We start from the raw sequence: 16229 nt of genomic DNA, 5'->3' as shown, positions 1-16229 counted from the left end.
GCTCGGTGCTCGAGGGTGTCGTGCTCACGGCTGTCGTCCTCCACGGGGTGAGGCCCGCCCGGTCCGGAAGGGGACCGGGCGGGCGTGGTCGTCGGTGTAGGCAGGGCCTGCCGGGCTTACTTGATGCCGGCTGCGTCGCAGGCCGAGGTGTACTGCGAGGTGCAGATCTGCTTCACCTCGTAGAGCCCGTCCTTGACCACGGTGTCCTGCACGTTCTTCGTCGTCACCGCGACCGGTTCGAGCAGGGACGACTGCACGGTCGCGCCGCCCGCGGTCTTCACGGTCGTCTCGCCCTTCGGCTCCTCGCCCTTGGCGAACTGGATCGCCAGGTCGGCGGCCTTCGAGGCCTCCGGCTTGAACGCCTTGTAGACGGTCATGTACTGCTCACCCGCCAGGATCCGCTGGATGCCGGCGAGGGAGGCGTCCTGACCGGTGACCGGCGGGAGCTCGGTGACGCCGGCCGACTTCAGCGCTGCGATGACGCCGCCGCCGGTGTCGTCGTTCGCCGCGTAGACGCCGGTGATCTTGTCCTTGCCGAGCTTGCTGATCTGACCGGCGGCCCAGTCCTGCGCCTTGGCGGGGTCCCATCCGGGTGTGTCGTACTCGGCGAGCACCTTGTACCCGCTGTCGTCGATGACGGAGTGCGCGCCCTTCTTGAACTGCGACGCGTTGTTGTCGGTCGGGGAGCCGTTGACCATGATGATCCCGGACCCCTCCGGCACGTTCTTGGCCTTCAGCGCATCGACGAGAGCCTGACCCTGCAGTTCGCCGACCTTCTCGTTGTCGAACGAGATGTAGTAGCTCAGGTCGGGGCTGTTGATGAGGCGGTCGTAGGAGATGACCGGCACCTTCTTGGCCTTCGCCTGCTGGACGATGGACGCCGCGGCCTCGCCGTCGAACGGGTCGAGGACCAGGACCTTGACGCCCTGCGTGAGCATCGACTGGGCCTGCTGCAGCTGCTTCGAGGCGTCGCCGTCGGCGTTCGCGTAGATGACGGAGCAGCCGCTGCACTGCTTCTTCACCTCGGCGGTGAAGAGCGGACGGTCGGCACTGGCGTAGCGGGCGGTGACGGAGTCGGGGAGGAGCAGACCGATCTTCGCCTTCGAGGCGTCGCCGCCCCCGCCGGAACCCGTTCCCGCGTCGGCGCCGTTCGAGCACCCCCGCGAGGGTGGTGATCGCGAGCAGCAGGGCGCCGACGCCCAGCATGGCTCGTGTGGTGGCTTTCTTCATTGAAACGTCCTCCAACAGGTGGACCGCCCACGTTGGCGGTGACCCGAGTGTGCCAGCGAGTGTTCTTGGCTGCAAGACTTGAACGCAAGGGCTTCGGGGCGACGGTGAAATCGTTATCTTCGGCCGCGCCCCGCGGCCAGTGGCGCGCGTGGCGTCCCGTGCGCGGCGACTCGCCCGCGCGGGCGCTCACGCCTGCACGCCCGGTGCCCGGTGCCCGGTGCCCGCGCGGGAGCTCGCGCCCGCACGCCCGGTGCCCCGCGCCCGCGCCCGCGCCCCCGCCCGGCCCCGCCCCGCGCCCGTGGCCCGCCTCAGCGCGCCCGCGTCACGTCCACCGCTTCGATCGCCAGCGCCAGCGCCCCGGTGACCGCCGCCTTCTCCCCGAGCTGCCCCTGCACCACGTCCGGCGTGCCGTCCACGTCGACGAGCAGCATCGACTCGAGCGCGTGCCGCATCGGCCCGAGCAGCAGTTCCCCGGCGCGCGCGAACTCCCCGGTGACCACGAGCCGCTCCGGGTCGAGCACGTTGCAGAGCCCCACCGCGGCCGTGCCGATCGCCCGCCCGGCGTCGGCCACCGCGCGGATGCAGACGTCGTCGCCGGCCATCGCCCGGAGGATGAGGTCCGCCAGCTTGAGCGTGCCGACCTCGTCACGGATCCCCTCGAGCACGGCCGGGGCGCCGGCGACGGCCTCGAGGCACCCGCGGTTCCCGCAGCGGCCAGATCGGCCCGTGCGGCACGACCGGGGTGTGCCCGAATTCACCCGCGACGCCGTGGTGTCCGCGGAAGAGCCGGCCGTCGAGCAGCAGGCCCGCGCCGATCCCGTTGCCGACGTCGAGCGTGATCACGGTGCTTCGACCCCGGGCGGCGCCGCTGCGGTGCTCGGCCAGTGCCGCGAGGTTCGCCGAGTTGTCGACCTGCACCGGCTTGTCCAGCCGCCGCCCGAGGGACTGCCCGAGGGGGACCCCGTCCCACCCGCGGAGGATCCCGCCGCGCGCCGTCATGCCCGTGCGCCGGTCGATCGGCGCGGCGACGGCGAGTCCGACGGCGAGCACCTCGTCCATCGAGGACTCGATCGACTCCACCATGTCCATCACCAGGAGCGCCGTCTTGTCGAGCTCGGCGTCGGCCCGGTGGTCACGGGCGAGGGGCATGTGCCGCTCGGCCAGGACCGTCGCGTTGAGGTCGGACAGCGCGACCCGGAGGTGCCGGGGCGAGACGTGCACGCCGGCGACCAGGCCGAGGCCGTGCGGCAGGGTCACGCGGAGCGCCCGTCGTCCGCTCGAGGTGCTCGGGGTCGCGTGCAGTGCGCCGGTCGCGACGAGTTCCTTGACGATGTTCGAGACGGTCGCGGGGGAGAGTCCGGTCACCCCGGCGAGCTCGACCTGGGTCAGCCCGCCGTGCCGCTTCACCGCAGCGACCACTCGACCCCGGTTGGCTTCACGCAGTGAAGCTTGGTTCCCCGGACTGCGGCGCGGCTCTGACACGGGGACAGCGTAACGGGCGGGTTCCTGCGTGCTCCTGACGGCTGCGGTGGTGAGCGGGGACGGCCTGGAGGCGCGTGGCGGCGCCGCCACGCGCCTCCAGGCCGTCGTCCGGAACGTCCGGAACCGGCGTACCGAGTGTTTTCGGGCGTACCGAGTGAGTTTCGGGCGTACTCGGTCGGAACTTCCGACCGAGTACGCCCGAAACGGGTGAGTACGCCGAGAGCGGGCGCGTCAGACGCCGGCGGTGGAGCGGATCCAGGCGGCGCTCTGCGTGAGGACCGCGTAGTTCGAGCCAGCGTGCGTGTCCGCACCCGGGTCGGCGACGTCGCCCGTCGAGCAGACGCCGACGACCTTGCCGCCGACCAGGAGCGGACCGCCCGAGTCGCCGTGGTTCGACGCGCCGGACACCCCGGTGACGTGCTGGGCGACCCCGCCGTACGCATCGGTCGAGCGGCCGCTCAGGGTCACGCTCGCCTGGTACAGGCCCGTCGTCGGGACGCTGTTCGCGCGGTTGCCGTAGCCCGTGATCGTGCCCGTGCCGGAGGAACGCGGGGCGAAGCCGAGGTCGAGCTGCGCGTACGAGGTGAGCGTCTTCGGCGTGCGGAGGTGCACGAGGGCGATGTCGCCGGACGGCGCCGAGTACAGGCGGTCCGCGGCGGTCGCGGTGCCCCGGTTCGTGGTGCTGTTCGAGTGGTAGACGTTCATCGCGGTGGTGCCGTCGACACAGTGCTCGGCGGTGAGCACCCACGACGCGTTGAGTTGTTCGCCCGTGCACCCGTACGTGCCGGTGCCGCCCTGCTGGAAGACGAGCTGCACCTCCCACGGAGTGCTCGGTGCCGGTTCGCCGCCGATGACCTGCGGGGAGGCGGTGGCTGCGCTCGCGCTGGTGGCACCGAGTGCACCGCCGAGGAGGGTGAGGGCCGCGGCCGCGGTCATCGCGAGGGCCGTGAGCGTCGTTCGCTGCTGCATGGCACGATGCTCCGCGTGCCCGTTCGGGGGTCAAGTCGGCGTTGCTGAGGACAACACCGTCACCCGGGAGTCCGTCGCGATCCGGCCTGTGGACAACTCCGTCCGCGTCGGTGGCGTCGCCTAGCGTCGTGGTCATGGGGCAACAGCAGGAGCGGCGCGGGACGCGTGCCGGACGGGTCGGGGCAGTCGTGTGGCCGATCCTGGTCGCCGCCGCGCCGACCGCCGCGTTCCAGTTGCCGAACCTCGTCACGACGCCGGCGGTGCGGGTCTCGCTCGTGGTGTTCGGGCTCGTCGTGCTGGTCGCCGCGGTGCTCGTGCAGGTGGTGCGGGCCCGCCGTGCCGAGGCGTCCCGGACCGCTGCAGAGGACGACTACGCGGCCGTCGAACTCGAGCAGGGGACGGCGGTCCGGTACGCGTTCGGGCAGCTGGCCACCCGGCTCGTGCGGTTCACCGAACTCCGGCGACGTGACCGGCGGGGCGAACTGTCGGCGTTCGCTGACCGGGTCGCGGTGGCCCTCGCCTTCTACCTGCTCCCCAAGGTGCCCGACGTCCGCGCCAACGTCTACCAGCTCTCGGCGGACCTCAGTGCGCTCGAGCCGATCGGGCACGGTGGGGCGGGTGACACCGCCGGGGTCTTCCGCGCGGGCACGCCGTACGGGGACCGCAACCTCGAGTGGGTGCTCGTCGGCGGTGCACCCAGGGTCGTCGGCGACCGGACGGCGGACGTCGACGTCGACGAGGACCTCCCGGACTTCGAGCCCCGGTACCGGTCCTACGTCTCCGTCGTCATCCGGACGCACGAGTACTCGTTTGGCATGCTCACCGTCGACTCTCCGGTTCCCGATGCCTTCACCGACCTCGACGCGAAGAACGTCGCCGTGGTCGCGGCCTTCATGGCGGTGGCGTTCTCCCTCACCTACTCGTCCCCGGAACGGGACCGCAATCCTCGAAAGGGCCCGTGATGCTCACACGATTTGTCGGACGCTCGACGTACCATCCCCCCATGACCATCGTGACCCCCGAACCGAGGCCCTTCGGACGTTCACGGGTGTACACCCCGAACTGGACCGACGACACCACCGACGCCGACTACGAAGACCGCGACGTCATCGCGGCGAACATCGAACGGGAACGCGCAGCGGCGCGACGCCGGATCGAGGCACGGATCGCGGCCCGGCTCGCTCGCTGACCGGGTCGGATGGTGACCGCACGCCTCACGCTGCGGAGACGTCGATGAGCACCTTGCCCACGGCGTCGCCCTCGACGGCGTCGTGCGCCGCAGCGGTGTCCTCGAGCGCGAACCGCACGAGTGGCAACCCGGCGTCCTCGCCCACCGGTAGTGCGCCGTCGCGGAGAGCGGCGGTGACGTCCTCGGCGGCGGCGGACAGCGCCCGGTCGCCGATCGTGTACAGCAGCAGGAACTGGTAACGCGCGTTCACGCTCATGTTCGGGCGGATCGGCAGGGTCGCGTCGTCCCCGCCGTTGTTCGCGTAGATCGACACGACGCCGTGGTTCGCCAACACGTCCGCGACGAGTCCGGCGTTGTGCGGGATCGACACCTCGACGACGATGTCGACGCCGTCCGGGGCGAGCTCGCGGATCCGTGCCGCGGCGTCCTCCGACCGGTAGTTCACCGTGTGGTGCGCGCCCGCGGCCTTCGCGAGGGCGGCCTTCTCGTCGGAGCTGATCGTCGTGATCACGGTCGCGCCCGCCCACCGCGCGAGCTGGATCGCTGCGTGCCCCACGGCTCCGGCACCACCGGCGACCAGGACGTGCTTGCCGTCGAGCGCGCCGGGGGCCAGCGAGCGGGGCCGTCCTCGTGCGTGGTGAGGGCGCGGTGCGCGGTCATCGCGGGCACGCCGAGCGAGGCGCCGACGTCGAAGCTCGTGCCCTCGGGCGGCGGGACGGCGCGGGTCGCCGGCACGACCGTGTACTCCTGCGCAGTGCCGGTGGGGCGGCTCGCGGCGGCCATGAAGAGCCAGACGGGGTCGCCGACGGACAGCCCGTCGACTTCGTCACCGACGGCGTCGACCACGCCGGCGCCGTCCTGGTTCGGCGTCATCTCCGGGAAGGGCAGGCCGTCGCCGTAGGTGCCGCCGGCGCGGGCCTTCCAGTCCGTGGGGTTCACGCCGGAGACGACGACGCGGACGCGGACCTCGCCGGGGCCGGGCTCCGGCACGTCGCGGTCGACGAGTTCGAGGACGGACGAGTCACCGGGCGTTGTGTAGACGACTGATCGCATGTCCCCAGGCAACCACGTGGAGGCCTGGTGGACTCGGGGAGCGCGGGCGTCGTGGGAGCAGAAATCGTCGAGGGTGGCATCGGGACTCGACGATTCCTGCTCCCTCGAGCGGGTTCGCCGGGGGCGGGTGCTCAGGCTCGGCGGACGCCGAGTGGCTCCGGGAGCGCGGGCGTCGTGGGAGCAGAAATCGTCGAGGGTGGCATCGGGACTCGACGATTCCTGCTCCCTCGAGCGGGTTCGCCGGGGGCGGGTCGCGAGCCCGCGCGGGCGCGCGGGGCCTCAGCGCGCGTCGTACTTCCCCGCGCGACACCGCGACCTCGTCCATGTGCGAGGTCGCCCAGTCCTCGAGCGGCTCGAGCACGGCGCGGAGCGAACGCCCCCGGTCGGTGAGCTCGTACTCGACGTGCGGCGGGATCTCGGGGAAGACCGTGCGGGTGACGAGTCCGTCGCGCTCGAGGGCTCGGAGCGTCTGCGTCAGCATCTTCTGCGAGACGCCCTGCACGCGCTGCGCGATCGCCGAGTAGCGTGCCGGACCGTCGGCGAGGGTACCGATCGTCAGGACACTCCATCGGTCGCCGATGCGGTCGAGCAGTTGGCGGGAGGGGCACTCCGCGGCGTAGGGGCTGTACTCGAGCGCTGACATCGGTCCTCCGTTACGCACCGCGGGGTGCCTACTTACTCAAAGAGAGTAACGCTTGTACGGTGAGTGTCAACGTTCCACGAAGGGAAGCTCCATGACCAACATCGTCGTCTTCGGTGGCACCGGCTACGCCGGCTCCGCCATCACCCGCGAGGCCCTGTCCCGCGGCATCACCGTCACCGCAGTCGCCCGCGACACGTCCAAGCTCGACGCCGCCGAGGGGCTCACCCTGGCGCAGGGCGACGCCTTCGACACCGACTTCGTCGCCGAGGTCACGAAGGGCGCCGACGTCATCGTCGTGGCCCTCCACGCGGTGCAGGCGGACTGCAGCGAGCTCAAGGACAAGTTCCAGCACTTCGTCGACGCGGCCACCGCCGCCGGCGCGCGCCTCGGCATCGTCGGCGGCGCGGGGTCGCTCCTCGTCGCCGAGGGCGGCCCGCACCTGTTCGACACCGAGGGCTTCCCGGACGCCTTCAAGGGCGAGGCGAAGAGCCACGCCCAGATCCTCGACGCCCTGCGCGCGAGCGGCACCGACGTCGACTGGTTCTACGGGAGCCCGGCGGCGGCCTTCGGCAGCTACAACCCCGGCGAGCGTCGCGGCACCTACCGCACCACCGACGAGGTCCTGCTCGCCGACGCCGACGGCAACTCGGACATCTCCGGCGAGGACTTCGCCCTCGCCTTCGTCGACGAGATCGTCACGCCGGCCCACCACCAGGCACGCTTCGGCGTCGCATACCGTGAGGCCCGCCGGCCGCGCGCGCGGCCATTGCACCCCGTACGGCCATCGCGCCCCCGAGTGAGCGGGCGCGATGTCCGTACGGGGAGTGCCGTCGGGCGCGACCGACGGGCGGACTGAGGCCCGTGGCGGGCCCCCCACGGGCCTCCAGGCCGACAGCGGGTCGCGCCCGAACCGTCCGGGCCCCGGCCGCCCGCGCCGAGCCCGCGCCGGTCCGGCCACACGCGCCGAGCCCGCGCCGGTCCGGCCACACGCGCCGAGCCCGCGCCGGTCCGGCCACACGCGCCGAGCCCGCGCCGGTCCGGCCACCTGCGCCGAGCTCGCGCCGGTCCGCGCACACGCGTCTTGTCAGCGGTGCCCGACGATCTGCGGCACCGGCATGTGGTGCCGCATCCGCACCTCCAGGTGCAGCCCGCCGCGCCGGGCGAGCACGAGGCCGACCACAGCCGCCGCGGCCGGGCACCCCACCGGCGACGACCATGCCGACGTGCGCCCCGAAGTGGTCGACGACCTGGCCCATGAGCGGCCCGCCGATCGCCTGCCCACCGAGCAGCACGAGGACGTAGAGCGACATCACGCGACCGCGGATCGCCACGTTCGACGACAGCTGCACGAGAGTTCGACGCGGTCTGGAACAGCAACTGCGACATCCCACGGCGACGAGCGCGACGGTGAACGGGGCGATCGCGGGGATCGAGCCGGAGACCACGAGCAGGATCCCCGTCCAGAACACCCCGCCGACGATGGTGCGGAGCCGGACGGTCGCACGTCGGGTGGAGAGCAGTGCCCCGACGAGGGCACCGATGGCGACGGCGGAGTTGAACACGCCGTAGCCGCCCGCGCCGACGTCGTACACCTGGGACGCGAAGGCCGACAGCAGGACGGGCATCGTCAGTGCGAACACCGAGAAGAACGCCACGAGGATCACCGGCACGATGATGGTCGGCTTCCGGACGGCGTAGCGGAGCCCCTCGACGAGTTGGCCCTTGCCGCGCGGCGCCGGCGGAGTGCGGTGCAGCTCGGAGACCTTCAGGAAGCCGAGCGTCACGACGACGGCCACGCAGGCGATCGCGTTCACCCCGAACGACCAGCCCGCGCCGACGGCGACGAGCAGTGCGCCGGACAGCGCCGGGCCGATCATGCCGCCGAGCTGGAACACCGACGAGTTCACGCTGATCGCGTTGCGCAGGTGCTCGTGGCCGACGATCTCGGTGACGAACACCTGGCGCGCCGGGTTGTCGATCACGGTCACCATGCCGACGACGAACGCGATCGCCCAGATGTGCCACGCCTGCACCACCCCGGTCAGGGTGAGGACCGCGAGCAGCGCCGACAGCACCGCGAAGGAGCCCTGCGTGATCATCATCAGCGCGCGCTTCGAGAAGCGGTCGACGATCACCCCGCCGAAGAGGCCCGAACAGCAGCATCGGCGCGAACTGGCACGCCACCGTGATGCCGACCTGCGCGACCGACCCGGTCAGCGCAGGACGAGCCAGTCCTGGGCGATGCGCTGCATCCACCCGGCGGTCATGGCGACGAGGTTCGTGGCGGTGAAGAGCCGGAAGTTCGGCACCGACAGGGCGATGAGGGTGTGGCGCCACGGGGGACGGGTGGCCTGGATCGGGAGCGGTTCGGTGGGCGGGGGGAGGGTCGTCGGTGACGCGCTCACGGTGGGGGATCTCCGGACGTCGGCTGCGGAAGTGGTACCCCATCGAAACTACGTGACAGCGGGTCATTCGATACCCCTATGGTGGCTATCAGTCCATTGCGAAGTCGAATGAGGTGCTGCCGGTGCTCGACCCCGTCCTGCTGCAGACCTTCCTGGCCGTCGCCGAGACCGGCAGCTTCACGCAGGCCGGCGCGCGCCTCGGCATCAGCCAGCCGACGGTGTCCCAGCACGTGCGGCGCCTGGAGACGGCGGTGTCGCGCACCCTCGTCGCGCGGGACACCCGGGGTGTCGCGCTGACGGACAACGGCGACGCGATGGCCGGCTTCGCGCGGACGATCCTCGCGGCACACGCCACCGCCGACGCCTACTTCTCCGGCGCCGCCACCCGCGGCCGGCTCCGGTTCGGCGCGGCGGATGACCTGGCGATCACGCAGTTGCCGCGGATCCTCCGGGACTTCCGCCGGCTGCACCTCGCGGGTGAACCTCGAGCTGACGGTGAACCAGTCGTCGCCGCTCCTGCGCCGGGTGCACGCCGGCCAGCTCGACCTCGTGTTCATCAAGCAGACCGCGGGGGAGTCCGCCGAGGGCACCCGCGTCGCGACCGACCAGATGGTGTGGATGGCGCAGGACGGCATCTCTGCTCGAGCCCGGCGAGCCCGTGCCGCTCATCGCGTACCAGGCGCCGAGCATCAGCCGGCAGATGGCGATCGACGCGCTCGAGGCCGCCGGCCGCACGTGGCGGATCACCTGCAACACCCGCGACGTCAACGGGGTGCTCGCGGCCGTCCGGGCCGGCATCGGCGTCGCCGTGTTCCCGCACTCGCTCATCCCGGCCGACCTGGTGAAGGTGTCGCAGCGGCTCGCGCTGCCCGACCTGCCGGCCGTCGACTACGTCCTCATCGCGAACCCGACGGTGCAGCAGGAACCGATCGACGCCCTGACGAACGCCATCCTGTCGCGCGGGGTCGTCCGCGCGGTCTGATCGCGCGGGGTCCGTCCGTCGAGGGAGCAGGAATCGTCGGGCGGCCCGCTCGGACCCGACGATTCCTGCTCCTCGACGGGTGACGGGGCGGGTGACGGGGCGGGGCGCGCGGGGCGGACGGCGCGGACGGGGGCGCGGGCGCGCTACGGCGCGAGCGTCGGCGTCGTGCCCGTTCCGGTGAGGTCCGGCAGCGTCACACCCGCCATCGGCAGCAGCGCCGCGGCGACCGCCCACAGCAGCCCGAGCGTGCCGACCCCGCCGAGCACCGCGCCGAGCAGCGCGATCGGCCGCTGCCACGTGGTCGCCGGGTTCCGCAGGGTCGCGATCGAGAGCACGAGGGCGATCGCACCCAGTGCGATTCCCACACCGTGCACGGTCCCGGGAGCGGTGAACCACCACGCCGCCGAGTCCGAGCGTCGCGAGTCCGGCGACGGCACCGAGGACCGCCCCCGGCGTCGCACCGACGGCAGGTCGACCAGGTCACGCCCGGTGCCGCCTGGTCGGCGTGGCTGCCGTCCGCGTCGTCGGCCTGGAGGCGCGGCTCGCCTCGACCGGACCGGCTCGCCCGGGTGGCCGATGCGGTCGCGGTCGACGTGGCCGGCCCCGCCACGGAGGCTCCGGACGCGCTGGTGGCGGTGGTGGCGCTGGTCGTGATCGGCATCGTCGCCGGGAGCGCCGTCGATGCCTCCGCGGCCGCGGGGGACGAGGCCGGCGGCGCGATGACGGCGTCGAACGAACGGGTCTGGGCCGGTGCCGGAGCACTCGCCGCCGGACGCTGGTGCGCGAAGCGGGCGGGGGTGCGGTAGCCGATGGGGCCGACCGGCTCGGGCTCGGTGCCCTCGACGACGACGTGCTCGAGTCCGGGGACCGAGAAGCGGGGCTGCCCGACGACGGGGACCGCAGGGGTGGTGGGGACCGGCGGAGCGGCGTCGATCGGCGAGACCGGAGCCGGGGCGGCGAGGGCTCGGTCGAACGGCAGGGTGTGCACGGCCGGCGAGGTCGGGGCCGGCGGCAGGAGGTCCTCCTGCGGCGGGTAGTCCGGCACGACGATGCCGTCCGCGACGAAGGCCCTCGGCAGCGAAGCCGTCCGGGACGACCGACGGGGCGGACTGCGGTGCGGGGGACACGGTTGCGGAGCCGACCGTCTCCGGAGCGGGGGGCCGACCCGACGGGGGTGGGGCGTGCCTCCAGGCCGGGAGTCCGCGACGGGCGCGACGGAACCGTCCTCGGGGGGAGCCGTGACCCAGGCGGGGACCGCGCGGCGCGGTCGTTCCTCGTCAGGCAGGCGATGCGATGCCACTGGCGGCACTCCCTCCGTCGGCTGATCCACCGTCAGTTCTAACGGCAACCGGTGCGCGGGGCGCAGCCCCAGTTCCGGGGTCGCCGGTACGGTCGGAGCATGACCGGAATCGAACACCGTCCGCTCGGGCCGTCTGGGCTCGATCGTCTCCACCGTCGGCATCGGCTGCAACAACTTCGGCCGACCCGGCACGCTGACCGAGTCGCAGGAGGGCACGGACGCCGTGGTCAACGCTGCGCTCGACGCCGGCGTCACCCTCTTCGACACCGCCGACGTCTACGGCGGACGGCCGGGCATGTCCGAGGAGATGCTCGGCAAGTCGATCGCCGGCCGGCGCGACGAGGTGGTCCTCGCCACGAAGTTCGGCCTGGACATGCAGGGCGTGAACGGGCCCGACTGGGGCGTCCGCGGCTCCCGGCGGTACGTGCGGCTCGCCGTCGAGTCGTCGCTCAAGCGCCTCGGCACGGACTGGATCGACCTGTACCAGATGCACCGGCCGGACGACGTGACCTCCATCGAGGAGACCCTGTCCGTGCTCGACGACCTCGTCCGCGAGGGCAAGATCCGCTACATCGGGCACTCGAACTTCGCCGGGTGGCAGATCGCCGAGGCCGAGCTCACCGCCTCCATCGCCGGCACGACGGCGTTCGTGTCCGCGCAGAACGAGTACAGCCCGCTCGCCCGCAGCGTCGAGGACGAGGTCCTGCCGGCGGTGCGTGCCTACGCCCTCGGGTTCCTGCCGTACTTCCCGCTCTACAACGGGCTGCTCACCGGCAAGTACACGCAGTCCGGCGGGGGCCGGCCGACGGGCGCCTGACGAAGGCGAAGCCGCAGCTGCTGGCGGACGCTCCGTGGGTGATCGTCGAGGAGTTCCAGCGGTTCTGCGACGACCGCGGCGTCACGATGCTGCAGGCGACCTTCGCGTGGTTGCTGGCGCAGCCGGGGCTGTCGAGCGTCATCGCGGGTGCGACGAAGCCCGAGCAGATCGTGCAGAACGTCGAGGCCGGTACGGCGTGGACCCCCTCCGAGGACGACCTCGCCGAGATGACGGTGATCTTCGACGGGGCGCGAGCCGCGGCGCCGTGCGCTCGCGGCGCGCCCGCGTTGGCGTCCGGGTGGCCCGAGTCTCGCGGTGAGCGACGGTTCTCGCGCGTTCGGCTGCGAGAACTGTCGCTGAGCCCGAATCTCGGGGTCGGGTACCGCCTAGGCGCGGGTACGCTCCGCTCGGCCGAGCGCCGCACGCAGCTCGTCGGCCGTCAGGCGCGGGCCGTACCCGGGGGTGTCCCGCTGGATGCGCCAGCCCTCGGCGAGCGGACCCGCGTCGACCACGTCGAAGCCGAACTCGTCGATCAGGTCGGTGACGACCCGCTTCGCGTCGGCGTCGTCGCCGGCCACCACGAGGGCGCGGCGGTCGGGGGTGCCGGCCGGGGTGGCGTGACCGGTCAGGTCCGCGGCGCCGATGTGGTTGAACGCCTTCACGACCCGGGCGCCGACCAGGCGGTCCTGCAGCAGCTCGGCCGTGGTGGTGGTCTCGTCGTCGAGCGCGGGGATGTGGCCGTCGCGCTCGAAGTAGTAGTTGTTCGTGTCGATCACGACCTTGCCGACGAGGGGTTCGACCGGGATGGTCTCGATCGCGGCGAGCGGGGTCGTCGACGACGATCTCCCCGGCTGCCGCCGCTTCGTCGCGGGTCGCCGCACGAGCGGGAGCGTCGACACCGCCGGTGCCGAGGGTGTTGAGCTCGTCGACGAGCTCGGTGAGGGTCTCCGGTCCGCGTGAGTTGGCGATCACCACCTGGTGACCGTGCTGTACCGCGAGCCGTGCGAGCTGGGATCCGATGTTGCCTGCGCCGATGATGCCGATGGTCGTCATGGTGTGCTGCAACGCGATGGTGCAGAACGCATTCCCGAGCGGCGCACGACCGCCGGGCGGAGCATGATGGCGGCATGGACCACGAGTTCCGCGACGAGACCGACCAGGACCGCTACGCCATGTACGTCGGCGGCGAACTCGTCAGCGTCCTCGACTACCGGGTGAACGGCGACGCCATCGCGTTCCCGCACACCTACACGGTCCCGAAGCACCGCGGGCACGGCTACGCCGCAGAGCTCGTCGACTTCGCCGTCGCCGACGTCGAGGCCACCTCCACCAAGCGCGTCGTGCCGATGTGCTGGTTCGTCGGCAAGTGGTTCGACGAACACCCCGAGAAGTCCGACCTGCTCGTCCGCGGCGCCGCGGACTGAGCCCACCCGGAAGGCGACGACGATGCCGTCGATCACCCCGTTCCTCTGGTACGACGACCAGGCCGAGCACGCCGCGGAGCACTACGTCTCGCTGTTCCCCGACAGCCGGATCGACAGTGTGGCGAAGACTCCCGACGGGCAGACCCTCGTCGTCGAGTTCACGTTGCTCGGCCGTCCGTACCGGGCGATGAACGGCGGGCCGGGACCACGAGCACTCCGACGCCGTGTCGTTCCAGGTCGACGTCGACACCCAGGAGGAGCTGGACCGCATCTGGGACGCGCTCCTCGCCGACGGCGGCCGACCGAGCATGTGCGGCTGGCTGTTCGACCGGTGGGGTGTGGCGTGGCAGGTCACCCCGTCGATGATGGGCGAGCTGATGACCGGGTCCGGTGACCCCGAGGCGAACGCCCGCGTCTTCCAGGCGATGATGCAGATGTCGAAGCTCGACATCCCCGCGCTCCGTGCCGCGGCGGCGGGTCGCTGACCGGAGCAGCACCGTACCCGCCGGTATGGTTGCGGGACCGATCCGCCGGCCGGTGCCGGCGCTGACAGGCTGGAGTCACCCGATGAGCGAACCGAAGCCCGATGTCCGCAACAGCGACATCGGGCGTGCTTACACGGAACTCGCACGCATCACCCGTCGAGCGAGCATCCGGGCGCGTGGTTCCGAGTCGATCCTGAGCGTCGTCGACCAGTCCCTCGTCGACTTCGTCGTGCTGCACCGCGGCTGCATGGCGATCGACATCGCCCGGTACCTGCGGCTCAACCGGTCGACCATCTCGCGGCAGCTGTCCGGGCTGCTCGCCGCCGGGCTGATCCGGACGACCGACGGCGGCTCGGGCAACGCGAAGCCGCTCGAGGCCACCGACGCCGGCCGCGCCGCGCTGGAACGGTCCGTGCAACTGCACCGCGACGCCCTCGACGAACGACTCGCCAGCTGGTCGGACGACGACATCGCGCTGCTCGCCGGCCTGTTGGAGCGACTCGGCGCGGCGGACGAAGCGGGCCTGCCGATGCCCCAGCGCACCGAGTGAGCACCGCGTTCGTCCTGCTGTCGGACACCCATCTGCCGAAGCGCGCGAAGGACCTGCCGCCCGGCCTGTGGTCGGACATCGACGCCGCCGACCTCGTCGTGCACGCCGGCGACTGGGTGGACCTCGCCACGCTCGACGCCGTCGCGGGCCGTTCGCGCCGGTTCGAGGGCGTCCGCGGCAACAACGACGGCGCGGAGTTCGACGACCGCCTGCCGCTGGTCGCCCGCTTCACCGTCGAGGGGCTCCGCTTCGCCCTCGTCCACGAGACCGGGGCCGCCGCCGGCCGCGAACGCCGGATGGACGCGGAGTACCCGGACACCGACGTCCTGGTGTTCGGGCACTCGCACATCCCGTGGGACACCGTCGCGCCCTCGGGCCTCCGGCTCCTCAACCCGGGCTCGCCGACCGACCGCCGCCGCCAGCCCGACCACACCTGGATGCGCGGATCGGTCGACGGCGCTGACCTGTCCGTCGAGCTGGTCCGCCTGCCCCCGCGCTGACCCCGGGCCGGTGCGCACCGTGCGGGCGTGCGGGCGTGCGGGCGCGAGCCGGATTTCGGACTCAGCGACAGTTCACGGGTCCACAGGCGCAAGAAGTGTCGCTCAGGCCGAAACTCGGCCCTCCGCCGGCACCGCCACGGCCGTCGCGGCGGCGGTCGGCATCCGGAAGAACGCGAGCTCCCACTCGGCCGAGCGGCGGAACGCGCGCGTCATCCGGCCGCGCTCCTCGGGGTCCGCCGCCGCCGCGAGGCCGCTCGACCTCCGCCGTCGCAGCAGCCGACGCCTCGGCGAAGCCCGGATCCCCGTACGCCCCGATCCAGTCCGCGAACGGGTGCGCCGGCGGCGCCGTGCCGAGCTGCGTGCCGACCCAGGCGTAGACCCGGAAGCACGGCAGCACCGCCGCCGCCAGGACCCCGGGCGACCCGGACGCCGCGGACGCCCGAAGGTGGGCGAGGTACCCCGCACACGTCGGGTGCACCGGGTCGTCGGCGTGCGAGCCGGCCAGGCGACGGTGGTGCAGGTCGCGGGCCTCGTCGGCACACCCCTCGGCCGACGCCGCCCAGAACGCCGCCGCCGTGCCGGTCGACCACGAAGGCGAGCGTCGACAGGTGCTGCTCGTACGCGCGGAGGTAGTGCACGTCCTGCGCGAGGTACACCGCGAACACCGAGTCGTCGAGCGTGCCGTCGCGCAGCCCGACCAGGAACGCGCAGTCGATCGTCGAGCGCAGCACCCCGGCGACGTCGTCCCACCACCGGTCCGTCCACGACGGTGCCGGCAGTGCGTCGCGGATCGACGCACCGTGGTCGATCGGTCCGGTGCCCGTGCCGACCTCGAGGGCGTCGGCTCCCTCGAGCGCGCGGGTCAGCCACGCCTTCGCGCCGCCGATCGCGAGCTCCCAGTCGCCGTCGCGGGCCATCCGGGTCGCGACCGCGCTCGACAGCGAGCAGCCGGTGCCGTGCGTGTTCGTCGTCGCGATCCGCGGCGCCGTGAAGGTCCGCACGACGCCGTCCGCCGACACGAGCACGTCGTCCGAGGTGGCCCCGTCGTCGTGTCCGCCCTTGGCCAGCACGAGGACGTCCCAGGTCCGAGCCACCAGGACCGCCGCGTCGACCACGGCCCGGCCCGCGCCGCCAGCAAGAGCCAGCACTGCCAGCACTGCCAGCACTGCCAGCACTGCCCGCCAGCCCCGCCAGCACCGA

At 72.5% G+C, this 16229-nt stretch carries 16 protein-coding genes and 6 pseudogenes; 11 read left to right on the top strand and 11 right to left on the bottom strand.

Features of this window, described 5'->3' with window-relative positions:
- Positions 1-116: 116 nt before the first annotated feature.
- The 4 genes from ACZ8AI_RS05590 to ACZ8AI_RS05575 all read right to left on the bottom strand — a co-directional run bounded on the left by ACZ8AI_RS05590 (position 117) and on the right by ACZ8AI_RS05575 (position 3681).
- Complete coding sequence (locus ACZ8AI_RS05590) at positions 117-1088, bottom strand: sugar ABC transporter substrate-binding protein (protein ID WP_464857212.1); 972 nt, start codon at positions 1086-1088, stop codon at positions 117-119.
- Between the two features lie 450 nt (positions 1089-1538).
- Positions 1539-1988, bottom strand: a complete 450-nt coding sequence (locus ACZ8AI_RS05585) for an ROK family protein (protein ID WP_464857139.1) — start codon at positions 1986-1988, stop codon at positions 1539-1541.
- Positions 1876-2637 carry an ROK family transcriptional regulator gene (locus ACZ8AI_RS05580; protein WP_464857137.1) on the bottom strand — a complete coding sequence of 254 codons (762 nt, stop codon included), beginning with the start codon at positions 2635-2637 and terminating at the stop codon, positions 1876-1878. The genes ACZ8AI_RS05585 and ACZ8AI_RS05580 overlap by 113 nt, the downstream gene beginning before the upstream one ends.
- Positions 2638-2943: 306 nt before the next feature.
- On the bottom strand, positions 2944-3681 hold the full coding sequence (locus ACZ8AI_RS05575) for a trypsin-like serine protease (RefSeq protein WP_464857135.1): 738 nt from the start codon (positions 3679-3681) through the stop codon (positions 2944-2946).
- Between the two features lie 134 nt (positions 3682-3815).
- Here ACZ8AI_RS05575 and ACZ8AI_RS05570 point away from each other — a divergent pair, with 134 nt between their 5' ends.
- Together ACZ8AI_RS05570 and ACZ8AI_RS05565 are read left to right on the top strand one after the other, a co-directional pair.
- Entirely contained in the window at positions 3816-4643 is an 828-nt protein-coding gene (locus tag ACZ8AI_RS05570) for a GAF domain-containing protein (RefSeq protein WP_464857133.1), read from the top strand.
- A gap of 41 nt (positions 4644-4684) precedes the next feature.
- Complete coding sequence (locus tag ACZ8AI_RS05565) at positions 4685-4870, top strand: hypothetical protein (protein WP_071292974.1); 186 nt, start codon at positions 4685-4687, stop codon at positions 4868-4870.
- Positions 4871-4895: 25 nt separating this feature from the next.
- Here ACZ8AI_RS05565 and ACZ8AI_RS05560 read toward each other — a convergent pair.
- Positions 4896-5923 (bottom strand): annotated as a pseudogene (locus ACZ8AI_RS05560) (NADPH:quinone reductase).
- Positions 5892-6566 (bottom strand): winged helix-turn-helix transcriptional regulator, encoded by a 675-nt coding sequence (locus ACZ8AI_RS05555; protein ID WP_464857130.1) that lies wholly within the window; start codon positions 6564-6566, stop codon positions 5892-5894. Before ACZ8AI_RS05555 ends, ACZ8AI_RS05560 begins: the two are co-directional and overlap by 32 nt.
- Before the next feature lie 91 nt (positions 6567-6657).
- On the opposite strand from ACZ8AI_RS05555, the gene ACZ8AI_RS05550 reads away from it, so the two are divergent.
- The gene (locus tag ACZ8AI_RS05550; protein ID WP_464857128.1) at positions 6658-7422 is read left to right on the top strand and encodes an NAD(P)-dependent oxidoreductase; all 765 of its coding nucleotides are present in this window, start codon (positions 6658-6660) and stop codon (positions 7420-7422) included.
- Positions 7423-7831: 409 nt separating this feature from the next.
- On the opposite strand, the pseudogene ACZ8AI_RS05545 reads toward ACZ8AI_RS05550, so the two are convergent.
- Together ACZ8AI_RS05545 and ACZ8AI_RS05540 are read right to left on the bottom strand one after the other, a co-directional pair.
- Positions 7832-8665: pseudogene (locus ACZ8AI_RS05545) on the bottom strand (MFS transporter); the annotation flags it as partial.
- Positions 8666-8779: 114 nt separating this feature from the next.
- Positions 8780-8971, bottom strand: a complete 192-nt coding sequence (locus ACZ8AI_RS05540) for a hypothetical protein (protein WP_464857126.1) — start codon at positions 8969-8971, stop codon at positions 8780-8782.
- Positions 8972-9093: 122 nt separating this feature from the next.
- Between ACZ8AI_RS05540 and ACZ8AI_RS05535 the strand changes: the two are divergent.
- Positions 9094-9953 (top strand): annotated as a pseudogene (locus ACZ8AI_RS05535) (LysR substrate-binding domain-containing protein).
- A 143-nt stretch (positions 9954-10096) separates the two neighbouring features.
- Here ACZ8AI_RS05535 and ACZ8AI_RS05530 read toward each other — a convergent pair.
- Positions 10097-10318, bottom strand: coding sequence for a hypothetical protein (locus tag ACZ8AI_RS05530; protein ID WP_464857124.1), 222 nt, complete (start codon positions 10316-10318; stop codon positions 10097-10099).
- A 3-nt stretch (positions 10319-10321) separates the two neighbouring features.
- Between ACZ8AI_RS05530 and ACZ8AI_RS05525 the strand changes: the two genes are divergently transcribed.
- Entirely contained in the window at positions 10322-10759 is a 438-nt protein-coding gene (locus tag ACZ8AI_RS05525; protein ID WP_464857122.1) for a hypothetical protein, read from the top strand.
- Positions 10760-11386: 627 nt separating this feature from the next.
- Positions 11387-12312: pseudogene (locus ACZ8AI_RS05520) on the top strand (aldo/keto reductase); the annotation flags it as partial.
- A gap of 144 nt (positions 12313-12456) precedes the next feature.
- Here ACZ8AI_RS05520 and ACZ8AI_RS05515 read toward each other — a convergent pair.
- Positions 12457-13123: pseudogene (locus tag ACZ8AI_RS05515) on the bottom strand (NADPH-dependent F420 reductase).
- Between the two features lie 74 nt (positions 13124-13197).
- Here ACZ8AI_RS05515 and ACZ8AI_RS05510 point away from each other — a divergent pair.
- From ACZ8AI_RS05510 to ACZ8AI_RS05490, 5 genes and pseudogenes are all read left to right on the top strand, one after another.
- The gene (locus ACZ8AI_RS05510) at positions 13198-13494 is read left to right on the top strand and encodes a GNAT family N-acetyltransferase (protein ID WP_071292778.1); all 297 of its coding nucleotides are present in this window, start codon (positions 13198-13200) and stop codon (positions 13492-13494) included.
- A gap of 22 nt (positions 13495-13516) precedes the next feature.
- Positions 13517-13636, top strand: a pseudogene (locus tag ACZ8AI_RS05505) (VOC family protein); the annotation flags it as partial.
- 82 nt (positions 13637-13718) lie between these two features.
- Positions 13719-13979, top strand: a complete 261-nt coding sequence (locus ACZ8AI_RS05500; protein WP_464857120.1) for a VOC family protein — start codon at positions 13719-13721, stop codon at positions 13977-13979.
- Between the two features lie 82 nt (positions 13980-14061).
- On the top strand, positions 14062-14529 hold the full coding sequence (locus ACZ8AI_RS05495; protein ID WP_071292780.1) for a MarR family winged helix-turn-helix transcriptional regulator: 468 nt from the start codon (positions 14062-14064) through the stop codon (positions 14527-14529).
- Entirely contained in the window at positions 14526-15029 is a 504-nt protein-coding gene (locus ACZ8AI_RS05490; protein ID WP_464857117.1) for a metallophosphoesterase family protein, read from the top strand. The genes ACZ8AI_RS05495 and ACZ8AI_RS05490 overlap by 4 nt, the downstream gene beginning before the upstream one ends.
- 209 nt (positions 15030-15238) lie before the next feature.
- On the opposite strand, the gene ACZ8AI_RS05485 is transcribed toward ACZ8AI_RS05490, so the two are convergent.
- On the bottom strand, positions 15239-16123 hold the full coding sequence (locus tag ACZ8AI_RS05485) for a bifunctional hydroxymethylpyrimidine kinase/phosphomethylpyrimidine kinase (RefSeq protein ID WP_464857115.1): 885 nt from the start codon (positions 16121-16123) through the stop codon (positions 15239-15241).
- Between the last annotated feature and the right edge of the window lie 106 nt (positions 16124-16229).

Source organism: Curtobacterium sp. AC273, from assembly GCF_979253735.1.
Note: the sequence above shows the minus strand (reverse complement) of the source record. Positions and strands in the feature narration are given on the sequence as shown.